The sequence below is a fragment of the Klebsiella sp. GFKo11 genome (assembly GCF_056490265.1).
Genome location: NZ_CM151369.1, coordinates 5,037,822 through 5,050,912 on the forward strand (window position 1 = coordinate 5,037,822; position 13,091 = coordinate 5,050,912).

Consider the following 13,091-nt stretch of genomic DNA (forward strand, 5'->3'; position numbering starts at 1 on the left):
TGGACGAGGCTGCGCCTGTCCGGGAAATGAATAATTTCTGTGCTGAAGACAGAGCACATCCCCATACACATGTTTGCCAGTGTATTCGCTAACCAAAGCGATCATATAAAAGGATATTTGATGATGAATACTGTTCTGGAAATTATCGGTCTGGATTCACTGGTTGAGCTTGATGATAAAAGACAAGTTCCCGCTATTAATTTAGATAATGCGGCAACAACACCCGCGTTTAAGCTAGTCGCCGAAGAAATTAACCGGCAGCTTCTATTCTATGGTTCTATCGGGCGCGGAAAGGGGCAGAAATCTGAACACTCTTCCAAAATATATAGTGCTGGACGAGATATTGTTAAGGATTTTGTCGGTGCAAGGAGCGATCGATATACCGTCTTTTATGTTAACAGCACAACAGATGGGATGAACAAACTGGCTTCGGCATTAATTGAGAGCCCGGAAGATATCGTTCTGACCACCCGAATGGAACATCATGCCAATGATTTGCCCTGGCGTGAACGCGTGACAACTTTATACGCGGAGGTCGACAGTAAGGGTCGGCTTATTATTGAAGATCTGGAGCGAATACTGCGCGAGCAAGGGGGAAAGGTTCGCTACGTTTCCGTCACCGCCGCATCTAATGTCACCGGCTATGTTAATGATGTCCACCGCATTGCCAAAATAGCGCATAAGTATGGCGCTCAAATTATTGTCGATGGCGCCCAGATTGTCGCACATCGTGCATTTAGCATGCTGGGGAACACTCCTGAAGAACATATTGATTACTTTGTTTTTTCAGCCCATAAAATGTATTCCCCCTACGGCGGCGGTGCGGTTGTCGGTTTAAAGGAAACATTAAGCGAACGCTTACCCGTCTTCTATGGTGGCGGTATGGTTAAAACGGTAATGGATGATAAGGTCATTTATGCCGACTTACCCGATCGTTATGAAGCTGGCTCCCCTAATTATCTGGGAGTCGTCGGGATGCTTAAGGCAATCGAGATCCTTCGCAAAGTTGGCTTTAACGCCATCAAAGAGCATGAGCAACGGTTGATTAAAAAAACGTTAGCGAGATTAAAAACGATACCGGGCGTTATCCTTTACGGTGACAACGATCAGGTTTCGGACCGGGTAGGTATTATCGTATTTAATCTGCAAGATATCACTAATGAGACCGTCGCGAATAAACTCGCCGGACGCAGAGGGATTGCGGTTCGTCATGCGGCATTCTGCGCCCATCCTTACGTTCGCCGCCTGGCCGAGCACGAGGCTGAGCGGGAAAATACCGTTGATGGATGCTTCCCGCCAGAAGGCATGGTTCGTATCAGCTTTGGAATATATAACACCGACGCCGATGTCGATGCGCTGATCGAAACGCTACACCTTATTCTCAACGATAAAACATCCTATGCGGTACAAAATACGGATATATCAACTCAACCAAACGATCGTGGATAGTTGATTAGTTTATTATTTTAATAAACGTCCGATAGCCAATAAGGCTATCGGACAGACATTCTCTCTACGAACAAATTTAGCCTTTACGCGCTATTTCTCAGCCTGAGCTGCACGGGCAGTAAAATATTATCTGCACTCGAGCGACAAATAAGCTCTTCCACGGCCCGCTTGCCTAATGACTCTTTATCAATGGCTATTGTGGTCAGCGCGGGCGTCAGGTGGCTGGACAAATCAATATCATCGAAGCCGACGATAGCCAGATCCTCTGGCACCCTTATCCCATTTTGATGGCAATAATTCATCGCCACGATAGCCGCCGCATCGTTGTAACAAAACAGGGCATCAGGCGGTTCGGGTAGCGCCATCAGTTCATCCAGCGCATATTCCAAAGAGGGTGTAAGTTCCGTCAGCGCGGGTGCCGTCACTTCATATTGAGGAGACATCAGCATGCCAGCCTCAAACAGCGCCTGTCGGTATCCTTTCTCACGCTGGCGAATACTGTAATGTGCAAGGCTGCTGGCCAGAAAGGCGATACGATGATACCCCTTTTCAATCAGATGCTGCGTCAGCACTATCCCACCCTGGTAATTATCAGGATTGATACTGACCATGCCGGGGATCGCGTGATCAACCAACACCATCGGCTGCGGTAATTTTCTTAATTCCGCCATCAGCTCCGGCTCTATAAAGCCAACGCACAGGAGAGCATCGGGGGAATGCTGCCGTACCTGTTGGGTCACATTATCCGTCGGCCCCATCGCCAAAAAGCTGAGCGCAATGTTGTATTCCCGGCAGGCATCTTCAACGGCCAACAGGACGGGTGAGTAGAAGTTCATCGCACTGGCGGTGTTATGCTGGCGGTGGAGTATGAAGAGAATTTTTTTAATTTTCTCATCGCGAAGTCTGGAGAAGTCATATCCCATCTCCTGCGCTATCTGCATCACCCGCAGCCGGGTTTCTTCGCTCAGCCCAGGCCGATGGTTCAACGCCCGCGACACCGCCCCTACCGATACACCCGCTTTCTGCGCGATATCCCTCACCCTGACTGTCTTCAACATGCCTGACCTACCCCTTATTTACGGTTACCGCTATCATACTTCATGTTGCATTTTTGTTCAGGAGAATGAATGAGTTAGCAAGAGCTCGTATCATTGAAAACTATTCTGTACTGACGCTTGCCCTCAATGCCGCATCGCGTCCCAGCCATGCCGCGCCGCGAACGCCGCTGCTATCACCATGCATCGCCGGGACAATTGGCGTGGTGCATTGCGTATTGAAAATATACTTTTCCACAGCCTGAGTCAGGTCAGTAAAGATCTCCGGAATGCGCGAAAGCCCGCCGCCAACCACCACAATATCAGGATCGTAGATATTGATAACCGATGCTAACGCCCTCGCCAGCTGATCTTTAAATAGCCGGAACAAAGCGGTTGCATCAGGATCGCATTGATCAATAAGCGAAAAAATGGCTTTTGCATCCAGGGTATTGCCGTCAATCAGATTATATTGTCGTGCCAACCCCGACCCCGAAATAAAAGACTCCGTGCAGTTTAGCTGCCCGCAATAGCATTTTACGCCAACACCATCCCGCAGCGGATCATAGTGAGGAAGCGGATTATGCCCCCACTCTCCGGCGTTACCGTTGCGTCCTCGCCAGAGCATTTTATTCATTGAAAGCCCGCCGCCGCAGCCGGTTCCCAGAATCGCGCCAAACACAATCCCCACCTGTGCGCCCGCACCATCCGTCGACTCTGATAATGTAAAGCAGTTGGCGTCATTGTCCCACGCGACGGGATGACCCAACGCCTGTTCCAGATCCTGAATCAGCGGTCGTTGGTTAAGGACCACGATATTGGAGTTTTTGATGAGCCGGGTATCAACATCTTCTGTTCCCGGCAGGCATAAACCGACGCTGATCGGGACAGAAAAAGAAGACTTAACGTCCTGAATAAAATCAACCAGCGATGTCAGAAATCCCTGATAGTCAGATTTCACCGTACTTCTTCGCTTTGATAACAAGACATTACCCTGAGCATCGAGGATAACTGCTTCTGTTTTCGTCCCGCCAATATCCAGTCCCATACTTAACATTCTATCACCTCAGCAAGCGTTCATTCGCTGTTTACTAAACAGTTATTAATTCCCATTATCCTATGTGAAAAATCCGTTATTTGAAGCTTATTAATACGCATTAGTGATGAAGATCACATAAACAAAAATATAAAAATACATTGTTTACTAAACAAAACGAAACATATCGACTTGCTGCTTTTGTCGGTGACACTTCCCTTGGGCCAACAGTATCGGCCGTACTCCATTATGTGGTTGAGACGTGGCTGAATTGGTAAACCATTACCACTCACCCGACCCCTATCAGAGACATTTACGCAAAGAAAAATTGTCACACGCCGCCCTGTCTTCCCGTTAACACGCCTTAAAACCTGCTCCCATGTGATTTGGTTAACCAATTTTGCTTTTACGGTTGACATGTATGACAAATTAGAGGAATTTATGCGCCATATCGTCCGGTCTCCCCGGTTTTTCATGTGGTTTCAGGGAACCGACAATCCAACCAAAGCAGTGGCCTGAAGCGGGTCAACAACGTGAAAGAGGTTAAGCATGGAACAGACATGGCGCTGGTATGGCCCTAACGATCCGGTCACTTTAGCTGACGTCCGTCAGGCGGGGGCGACTGGCGTTGTCACCGCTCTGCACCATATTCCGAACGGCGAGGTGTGGTCGGTTGAAGAGATCCTCAAGCGCAAAGCCATCGTAGAAGAGGCAGGCCTGGTCTGGTCGGTGGTCGAAAGCGTACCGATTCACGAAGAGATCAAAACCCACTCAGGCAACTATGCACAGTGGATAGCCAACTATCAGCAGAGCCTGCGCAACCTGGCTCAGTGCGGCATTCGTACCGTGTGCTACAACTTTATGCCGGTTCTCGACTGGACCCGTACCGACCTGGAATACGTCCTGCCGGATGGATCCAAAGCGCTGCGTTTCGATCAGATTGAGTTTGCCGCCTTCGAGCTGCATATCCTCAAGCGTCCGGGCGCACAAGCGGATTACACCGCCGAAGAAATCGCCCAGGCAAACCAGCGCTTCGCCACCATGAGCGATGAAGATAAAGCGCGCCTGACCCGAAATATCATCGCGGGCCTGCCGGGTGCCGAAGAGGGTTATACCCTCGACCAGTTCCGTCAACACCTTGCAACCTATAAAGATATCGATAAAGCCGCGCTGCGCGAGAATTTTGTCGTCTTCCTGAAGGCAATTATTCCCGTTGCCGAAGAGGCTGGCGTCCGCATGGCAGTGCATCCGGACGATCCGCCGCGCCCGATTCTCGGCCTGCCGCGCATCGTCTCTACCGTAGAAGATATGCAGTGGATGGTCGATACGGTCAACAGCATGGCAAACGGCTTCACCATGTGTACCGGCTCCTACGGCGTGCGCGCCGACAACGACCTGGTTGATATGATTAAGCAGTTCGGCCCGCGCATTTACTTCACCCATCTGCGCTCCACCCTGCGCGAAGATAACCCGAAAACCTTCCATGAAGCGGCGCATCTGCACGGCGACGTCGACATGTATGAAGTGGTGAAGGCCATCGTTGAAGAAGAGCATCGTCGTAAAGCGGAAGGCAAAGAGGATCTCATCCCGATGCGCCCTGACCACGGCCACCAGATGCTTGACGACCTGAAAAAGAAAACCAACCCTGGCTACTCCGCGATTGGTCGCCTGAAAGGGCTGGCGGAAGTCCGCGGCGTCGAGCTGGCAATTCAGCGCGCCTTCTTTAGCCGCTGATCCTGACTGGCGGGGCCGAGCGTCCCGCCCTTCCCCCCTTCGGTCGCGTTTTGCGACCCACTCTGGAGTTTGCTATGACTGCAACCCTTGCCGACAGCAACCTGCCGGTTACACGCCCTGCGTGGGATCGTTCTCGCCTGCAATCCCGTATCGTTCACCTGGGCTGCGGCGCGTTTCACCGCGCACATCAGGCGCTTTACACCCACCATCTGCTGGAAACCAGCGATAGCGACTGGGGCATCTGCGAAGTCAACCTGATGCCGGGCAACGACCGCCTGCTGATTGAGAATCTGAAAAACCAACAGTTGCTGTATACCGTGGCGGAAAAAGGCGCCGAGCGCACTGAGCTAAAGATTATCGGTTCGATGAAAGAAGCGCTACACCCGGAGATTGACGGCTGCGACGGTATTCTGAACGCGATGGCGCGCCCGCAAACGGCGATCGTCTCACTAACGGTGACAGAAAAAGGTTACTGCACCGATGCCGCCAGCGGTCAGCTGGATCTCAACAACCCGCTAATTCAGCACGACCTCGCCAACCCGGCCACACCGAAATCCGCCATTGGCTACATCGTCGAAGCCCTGCGCCTGCGTCGCGAACAAGGGCTGGCGGCGTTTACGGTGATGTCCTGCGACAACGTGCGGGAGAATGGCCATGTGGCGAAAGTCGCGGTGCTGGGCCTGGCGCAGGCCAGAGACCCAGAGCTGGCGGCGTGGATTGCAGCTCATGCCACCTTCCCATGCACTATGGTTGACCGCATCGTGCCCGCGGCAACCCCTGAAACGTTGCAGGAGATTGCCGACCAGCTTGGGGTCTACGATCCGTGCGCTATTGCCTGTGAACCGTTCCGCCAGTGGGTAATCGAAGACAACTTCGTCAACGGCCGCCCTGAGTGGGACCTTGTTGGGGCGCAGTTTGTGGCAGACGTGGTGCCGTTTGAAATGATGAAGCTGCGGATGCTCAACGGTAGCCACTCATTCCTTGCGTATCTTGGCTATCTCGGCGGCTATGAAACCATCGCCGACACCATGGGCAACCCGGCGTATCAAAAAGCAGCCTTTGCCCTGATGATGCAGGAACAGGCCCCAACGCTATCCATGCCGGAAGGCACCGATCTACAGGCTTATGCCACGCTGCTGATCGCCCGGTTCAGTAACCCTTCTCTGCGCCACCGTACCTGGCAGATTGCGATGGACGGTAGCCAGAAGCTACCGCAGCGCCTGCTGGATCCGGTACGCCTGCATTTGCGCAACGGTAGCGACTGGCGTCATCTTGCGCTCGGCGTGGCGGGCTGGATGCGCTACACCCAGGGGGTTGATGAGCAAGGGCAACCTATCGATGTGGTGGACCCTTTACTGACCGATATTCAGCAAATTAACTCGCGTTACCAGGGCGCCGAGCGCGTGACCGCCCTGCTGGCCTTAAGCGGGATTTTTGCCCAGGATCTGCCGGAGAACAGTGACTTCGTCGAAGCCGTTACGCAGGCTTATCACAAGCTGTGTAAATGGGGCGCGCGTGAGTGCGTCGCGGCATTAAGAACCGCCGTCTAATCTCTCTAAACCGCAGGTCAACTCAATGAAAATTTGGTTGACCTGTTTTGCGTATCTAAGGCGTGAGAGATGCTAACCCGTCACTCAAATGCTATAGTCAGCCACCACACCATCGCATGCCACTGCATAACACCATGAAATCACAAACTTCTCAGCACAGACCCTATCAGGAAGTCGGCGCGATGATTCGCGATCTGATCGTACAAACGCCGTACAACCCTGGCGATCGTTTACCGCCGGAGCGAGAGATCGCCGAGATGTTAGACGTGACCCGCACGGTGGTGCGTGAAGCGCTGATCATGCTGGAAATTAAAGGACTGGTAGAAGTCCGCCGCGGTGCCGGGATCTACGTGCTCGACAATAGCGCCGAAGAAGGGGTTGCTGAGAGCGCCGACGCCAGTCATTGCGATGATGCCGGTCCGTTTGAATTGCTGCAAGCGCGCCAGCTACTGGAAAGCAATATCGCTGAATTTGCCGCCCTGCAGGCAACTCGGGAAGATATCAGCAAAATGCGCCAGGCTTTACAGCTGGAGGAGCAAGAGTTGGCCAGCAGCGCGCCGGAGAGTTCAGAAAGCGGCGATATGCAGTTCCATTTGGCGATCGCCGAAGCCACACATAACAGTATGCTGGTGGAGCTATTTCGTCAGTCATGGCAGTGGCGGGAAAACAATCCCATGTGGATCCAGCTGCATCGCCACCTCGGGGACACCCACTATCGTCAGGAGTGGCTCGTCGATCATAAACGGATCCTTGCAGCATTAATCAAAAAAGACGCCCGCGCGGCAAAGCTCGCCATGTGGCAGCATCTGGAAAACGTCAAACGTCGCCTGCTGGAGTTCTCCAACGTCGATGATATTTTCTTCGACGGCTACCTGTTTGACTCCTGGCCGCTGGACAACGTCGACGCCTGACCCCTTATCAAACCGTGCGGGTAGACTCCCCGTGCGGTCCCCCCCTTCCCGTAACGGCAATACGTAAAACAAATATTGATAATGATTCTCATCATTATTGTCGCACTGCGCACGCAGTGATAAAGTTGCTCCATCCAATGATACCCTGCCTCAGTGCCAAAAACCGCATGAACAATATGACTCCGCAGAATGAACCTGCCCGCCCGGTGCTGAGAAAAACCTTCTCCGTCAGCGAGTTTATGGACTTTGGCGAACGTTACGGTATCGACTACCGTTTCCCGCAGCAGCAGCAAAAACCGCAGGCGCCGCACGCCAGCCTCGTGCTGCGAGGGGAAGTGGAAGAGATGATGCTGCCGTGCGGAATGTGCGTTACCCATTCTGATGTTCATGTGCTGCAACCTTATGAGACGACCTCCCGCCATAGCAGTCCGCTATATATGCTGGTGGTGCTGGAGGGCTGCGTCGACCTGACCCTGAACGGAGAACAGCATCTTGTACGCTCCGGGATGGCGTTCACCTCGCGGCTTAGCGAACACCAGGCGATGAGCGCCCGCCACGATGCCGACAGCAGGCTACGGACGCTATCTCTGGGGCTGTATCCTGATGGCGCATGGCGCGATGGCCTGCTCGATTCATTGATGCGCGAATGGGAGAGATGCCAGACGCCAACGCTTATCTGGCAGATACCGGGCTTTCTGCTGAGCGGTTTGCAATATGCGCAGCAGAGCACGCTCGGGGGCGTTTCTCGCCAGCTGATGCTGGAAGGGCTCATTTTACAGCTGTTCGGCCATGGTCTGAGCGTGTGCCAGGATGAAAGCGCGAAACATGTCATCCCGGCAGGCGGCGAGCAGCAGCGGCTGGAGAGAGTTCGCCGCCTGCTGGAGCAATCTCCGGAGAACGACTACACCCTCAATGAGCTGGCCCAGCGGGCGGCGATGAGCTCCAGCAGCTTACGCAGCAAGTTTCGTCACGCCTACGGCTGTTCAGTCTTCGACTATCTGCGCGACTGCCGCCTTGAGCGGGCAAGAGGCTATTTGCTTGAAGGATATAGCGTGCAGCAGGCGGCATGGATGTCGGGTTATCAGCACGCCACCAACTTCTCTACCGCCTTTCGTCGGCGCTACGGCATCTCGCCCTGTGACGTACAAAAGACGGGGTAATACATTTTTCACATTTCCGCGAAGAATACCTGGACGCTTTGGCAGCGCGCATACGCATCCTGGCATTCCGCATAGCTATATAAAGCATCAAAAAGGTAATAATTCTTATTAACAATTAGAAATGCCTTTGGAGATGTTCATGTTTGCGAAAACTCGCCTGGCGCTATTGGTAGGATGGGTGACCGGCAGCGTCGCCTTCCCGCTGCTGGCTCAGGAAACCGCTAAAAACGAAACCATCGTGGTCACTTCGCAGATGCAGAGCGGAGCGACCAAAATTGCCACCCCGGATATTGAGACCCCGCAGTCGGTCTCCATCATCACTCGCGAGCAGTTTGAAGAGCAGGGAGCGATCAGCGTACGTCAGGCCGTGAGCTATACGCCGGGGGTTTACAGCAACCAGATTGGCGCTTCCAACCGCTTTGACTATATCGTCCTGCGCGGCTTCTCTGACGGCAGTCTGGATAACGTCTATCTCGATGGCCTGAAGATGATGGGCGACACCAACTCGCACAGCTCCCTGGTGGTCGATCCGTGGTTCCTGGAAAATATCGAAGTGGTGCGCGGCCCGGCCTCGGTGCTTTACGGTCGCTCCTCGCCAGGCGGTATCGTCGCCCTCACCTCGCGTAAACCTTCATTCGATCCCGGCGGAGAAATCAAACTGTTCGGCGGTAATAACAACCAGCGCGGGGCGGCGTTTGATGTCACTGGCGCGCTGGACGATAACGACCGGGTGGCGGCGCGGTTAAGCGGGATGACCCGCTATTCAGACTCCCAGTTTGACACATTAAAAGAGCAACGCTACGCGATTATGCCCAGCCTGACCTGGCGCATCACCGACCAGACGCGTCTTGATTTAATGGCCTACCTGCATCGCGATCCGGAGGGCGGCAGCCACTCAGGCCTTCCCTATGAAGGCACCGTGATCCCGCATGATGGCAAGAAAATCGCCAACACCTTCTTCGAAGGTGAAGATGATTACGACAAGTATGACCGCCGCGAAAATATGGTTGGCTACAACTTCGAGCATATGTTTGATAGCGGCTGGTCGGTACGGCAAAAGCTGCGTTATCTGCATACTAAAGTCGAGCTAAATCAGGTCTATGCTGCGGGCTGGTTGAATGAAACCGATCTGAACCGAGGTTATTCCGGCTCAGACGAGAAGATGAACGCTATTACGCTGGATAACCAGCTTGATGGCAGCGTCGATACCTGGGCGGTGAACCATCGCCTGCTGATGGGCATTGACTACCAGGATCGTAGCAACGACACCACCGGTTATTACGGTGCATTCCCGGCCATCAACGCTTTTAACCCGGTCTACGGCGCGAAGCCGGATTACATCACCATGTACAGCCGTGAAAAACATAAGCTGCGCCAGACCGGTTACTATTTGCAGGATCAGATGTCCTGGGACCGCTGGCGCTTCACGCTCGGCGGGCGCTACGATCAGGTGAGCGTTTCTAATATCGACAAGCTCAACAATTCTCGTAGCGATCTGGATAAGAACAACTTCAGTAGCCGCGCCGCGCTGATGTATCTGTTCGATAGTGGTTTTGCACCGTACATCAGCTACTCCACCGCTTTTACGCCGACCAGCTTCGCCGATGAAAACGGCAACATACTGGATCCGATGAAAGACAAGCAGTGGGAAGCCGGACTGAAGTATGAGCCGGAAGGGATGAACAGCCAGTTCAGCGCCTCGGTATTCCGCATCAACCAGACCAATATCGCCACCAAAGAAGAGCCGACCGATCCGTATCGTTCGATTGGCGAAATTGAGTCGAAAGGGGTGGAGCTGGAAGCCATCAGCCAGCTAACGGACAGCTTCCGTCTGCAGGCCGCCTATACCTACACCGACATCCGCTATAAGAAAAGCAGTCCGGAAGAACAAGGCAAGCGCGCCGTTTACGCCCCGCGCAACCAGGCCAGCGCCTGGCTGAGCTACGATGTGAAAAGCGGCCCGCTGGATGGCCTGACGCTCGGTTCCGGCGTGCGCTATGTTAATGGGATCACCAGCGATCGCCTGAATACGCATACCCTGCCGTCCTATACGCTGGTGGATATGACGGTTGGCTATGACCTGTCGAAGGTAGGGATTAAAGGCCTCAGCGCGCAGCTGAACGTCAATAACCTGACGGATAAGAGCTATATCGCGGCCTGTAACTCGCTCTCTTACTGCTACTTCGGCGCAGAGCGCAGCATCGTCGGCAGCGTCTCCTGGAAGTTCTGATTCAGCGAAAATGCCCGGTGTTTTTCTCGCCGGGCATCTGGTTAATCTTCTGCTTTATGGGCCCATGCGGGCATTGCTGTCAAATAGCGCATAGCCCGCTTGCGGGATTCCGCAGGCCCCACCTTCTGCCAGGAATCAAGAAACTCGGCCAGCCCGGAAACAGCATCTTCCCAAGATTTAAGCTGCCCTTCGCTATCGCAACACCAGGCACAATAATCATCACTTGCACCTTTCGCATCCTCGGCAGACATCGGCATTCCGCAGGCCTGACAAAATTGTTCTTGCTGTGACATAGAGCACTCCTTCCTTGCAAATTGAGCATAAAAAATACAGCATTTTTTGCACAATAACGTCCTACCAGTTCAAATAACCGTAAATTATTGCTGGTTATTACTGTATCAAACCGTACTGTGCCCTGCTCCCTGAGCGCGTTCGTCTACACTAAACAGGGATAGATGCAGCCAAATCAGGCATATTCCCGATTAAGACAGGACGCAACCATGCAACTTAACGACCCTATCCTTTTTCGCCAACAGGCATTAATCAACGGACGCTGGCGCGACGCCTCCAGTGGAGAAACCATCGCGGTGACCAACCCCGCCAACGGCCAGCAGCTGGGCAGCGTACCCAAAATGGACGCCGAGGAAACCCGCGAGGCCATCGACGCCGCCAACCTCGCCCTGCCCGCCTGGCGCGCCCTCACCGCCAAAGAGCGGGCCAATATTCTGCGCCGCTGGTTCGATTTAATGATGGAGCATCAGGACGATTTAGCGCGCCTGATGACTTTGGAGCAGGGTAAACCGCTGGCGGAAGCCAAGGGCGAAATCAGCTACGCCGCCTCTTTTATTGAGTGGTTTGCCGAAGAAGGTAAGCGCATCTATGGCGACACGATCCCGGGTCATCAGGCCGACAAGCGACTGCTGGTGATTAAGCAGCCGATTGGCGTAACCGCCGCCATCACCCCGTGGAATTTTCCCTCGGCGATGATCACCCGTAAGGCGGGTCCGGCGCTGGCCGCAGGCTGCACGATGGTGCTCAAGCCCGCCAGCCAGACGCCGTTTTCCGCGCTGGCGCTGGCGGAACTGGCGAACCGCGCCGGGATCCCCGAAGGGGTATTTAACGTCGTTACGGGTTCCGCCAGCGCAGTTGGCAATGAGCTCACCAGCAACCCGCTGGTGCGTAAACTCTCCTTTACCGGCTCGACGGAGATTGGCCGCCAGCTGATGGAACAGTGCGCGAAGGACATCAAAAAGGTCTCACTGGAACTGGGCGGCAACGCGCCGTTTATCGTCTTTGATGACGCCGATTTAGATAAAGCCGTCGAAGGCGCGATGGCCTCTAAGTTTCGCAACGCCGGGCAAACCTGCGTCTGCGCCAATCGCCTGTATGTCCAAGACGGCGTCTATGACCGCTTTGCCGAAAAACTCCAGCAAGCGGTAAGTAAACTGCAAATTGGCGACGGCCTGCAGCCGAATATCACCATCGGGCCATTGATTGACGAGAAGGCCATTGCCAAAGTGCAGGAGCATATTACCGATGCGTTAGACAAAGGCGCGCGGGTGGTGACCGGCGGGAAAGCCCACGAGCTGGGTGGGAATTTCTTCCAGCCGACGATTCTGGTAGACGTGCCCGGCGATGCTAAAGTCACCAAAGAAGAGACCTTCGGCCCGCTCGCCCCGCTATTTCGCTTTAAAGATGAAGCCGACGCGATAAAGCAGGCCAACGACACCGAGTTTGGCCTGGCAGCCTATTTCTACGCTCGCGACTTAAGCCGCGTATTCCGCGTCGGCGAAGCTCTGGAGTACGGCATCATCGGCATCAACACCGGAATTATCTCTACCGAAGTCGCTCCTTTCGGCGGCGTGAAATCTTCCGGGCTGGGCCGCGAAGGCTCGAAGTACGGTATAGAGGATTATTTAGAAATCAAATATATGTGTATTGGGGTTTAGTAGATTTAATCCGCAACAATGCAACTGAGCCTAAAGGA

The 13,091-nt window shown here is 53.9% G+C and carries 10 protein-coding genes; 7 read left to right on the top strand and 3 right to left on the bottom strand.

Going from position 1 to position 13,091, the window contains the following annotated elements:
• Positions 1–120: 120 nt before the first annotated feature.
• Positions 121–1,449, top strand: coding sequence for an aminotransferase class V-fold PLP-dependent enzyme (locus AC07P6_RS24300; protein WP_478314891.1), 1,329 nt, complete (start codon positions 121–123; stop codon positions 1,447–1,449).
• An 83-nt stretch (positions 1,450–1,532) separates the two neighbouring features.
• Here AC07P6_RS24300 and AC07P6_RS24305 read toward each other — a convergent pair whose 3' ends face one another.
• Together AC07P6_RS24305 and AC07P6_RS24310 are read right to left on the bottom strand one after the other, a co-directional pair.
• A complete protein-coding gene (locus AC07P6_RS24305) occupies positions 1,533–2,507 on the bottom strand; it encodes a LacI family DNA-binding transcriptional regulator (RefSeq protein WP_182236544.1) in 975 nt (324 codons plus the stop codon).
• 100 nt (positions 2,508–2,607) lie between these two features.
• Positions 2,608–3,540 carry an ROK family protein gene (locus AC07P6_RS24310; RefSeq protein ID WP_478314892.1) on the bottom strand — a complete coding sequence of 311 codons (933 nt, stop codon included), beginning with the start codon at positions 3,538–3,540 and terminating at the stop codon, positions 2,608–2,610.
• 528 nt (positions 3,541–4,068) lie between these two features.
• Between AC07P6_RS24310 and uxuA the strand changes: the two genes are divergently transcribed.
• From uxuA to foxA, 5 genes are all read left to right on the top strand, one after another.
• On the top strand, positions 4,069–5,253 hold the full coding sequence (gene uxuA / locus AC07P6_RS24315; RefSeq protein ID WP_478314893.1) for a mannonate dehydratase: 1,185 nt from the start codon (positions 4,069–4,071) through the stop codon (positions 5,251–5,253).
• 74 nt (positions 5,254–5,327) lie between these two features.
• Positions 5,328–6,803 (top strand): fructuronate reductase, encoded by a 1,476-nt coding sequence (locus tag AC07P6_RS24320; RefSeq protein WP_304256397.1) that lies wholly within the window; start codon positions 5,328–5,330, stop codon positions 6,801–6,803.
• A 134-nt stretch (positions 6,804–6,937) separates the two neighbouring features.
• The gene (gene uxuR, locus AC07P6_RS24325; protein ID WP_181483446.1) at positions 6,938–7,714 is read left to right on the top strand and encodes a Uxu operon transcriptional regulator; all 777 of its coding nucleotides are present in this window, start codon (positions 6,938–6,940) and stop codon (positions 7,712–7,714) included.
• 167 nt (positions 7,715–7,881) lie between these two features.
• Entirely contained in the window at positions 7,882–8,874 is a 993-nt protein-coding gene (locus AC07P6_RS24330) for a helix-turn-helix transcriptional regulator (RefSeq protein WP_478314894.1), read from the top strand.
• Between the two features lie 121 nt (positions 8,875–8,995).
• Entirely contained in the window at positions 8,996–11,104 is a 2,109-nt protein-coding gene (gene foxA, locus AC07P6_RS24335; RefSeq protein WP_478314895.1) for a ferrioxamine B receptor FoxA, read from the top strand.
• A 41-nt stretch (positions 11,105–11,145) separates the two neighbouring features.
• Here the strand turns inward: foxA and AC07P6_RS24340 are convergent, their stop codons facing one another.
• Positions 11,146–11,355 (bottom strand): hypothetical protein, encoded by a 210-nt coding sequence (locus AC07P6_RS24340; protein WP_434664222.1) that lies wholly within the window; start codon positions 11,353–11,355, stop codon positions 11,146–11,148.
• 249 nt (positions 11,356–11,604) lie between these two features.
• Here AC07P6_RS24340 and gabD point away from each other — a divergent pair, with 249 nt between their 5' ends.
• Complete coding sequence (gene gabD, locus AC07P6_RS24345; RefSeq protein WP_478314896.1) at positions 11,605–13,053, top strand: NADP-dependent succinate-semialdehyde dehydrogenase; 1,449 nt, start codon at positions 11,605–11,607, stop codon at positions 13,051–13,053.
• The last annotated feature ends 38 nt before the right edge of the window (positions 13,054–13,091 follow it).

Excerpts from the sequence above, each read along its gene's own strand:
- AC07P6_RS24300 (WP_478314891.1), top strand. The coding sequence starts at position 121 with ATGATGAATACTGTTCTGGAAATTATCGGTCTGGATTCACTGGTTGAG.
- AC07P6_RS24305 (WP_182236544.1), bottom strand. The coding sequence starts at position 2,507 with ATGTTGAAGACAGTCAGGGTGAGGGATATCGCGCAGAAAGCGGGTGTA.
- AC07P6_RS24310 (WP_478314892.1), bottom strand. The coding sequence starts at position 3,540 with ATGTTAAGTATGGGACTGGATATTGGCGGGACGAAAACAGAAGCAGTT.
- uxuA (WP_478314893.1), top strand. The coding sequence starts at position 4,069 with ATGGAACAGACATGGCGCTGGTATGGCCCTAACGATCCGGTCACTTTA.
- AC07P6_RS24320 (WP_304256397.1), top strand. The coding sequence starts at position 5,328 with ATGACTGCAACCCTTGCCGACAGCAACCTGCCGGTTACACGCCCTGCG.
- uxuR (WP_181483446.1), top strand. The coding sequence starts at position 6,938 with ATGAAATCACAAACTTCTCAGCACAGACCCTATCAGGAAGTCGGCGCG.
- AC07P6_RS24330 (WP_478314894.1), top strand. The coding sequence starts at position 7,882 with ATGAACAATATGACTCCGCAGAATGAACCTGCCCGCCCGGTGCTGAGA.
- foxA (WP_478314895.1), top strand. The coding sequence starts at position 8,996 with ATGCCTTTGGAGATGTTCATGTTTGCGAAAACTCGCCTGGCGCTATTG.
- AC07P6_RS24340 (WP_434664222.1), bottom strand. The coding sequence starts at position 11,355 with ATGTCTGCCGAGGATGCGAAAGGTGCAAGTGATGATTATTGTGCCTGG.
- gabD (WP_478314896.1), top strand. The coding sequence starts at position 11,605 with ATGCAACTTAACGACCCTATCCTTTTTCGCCAACAGGCATTAATCAAC.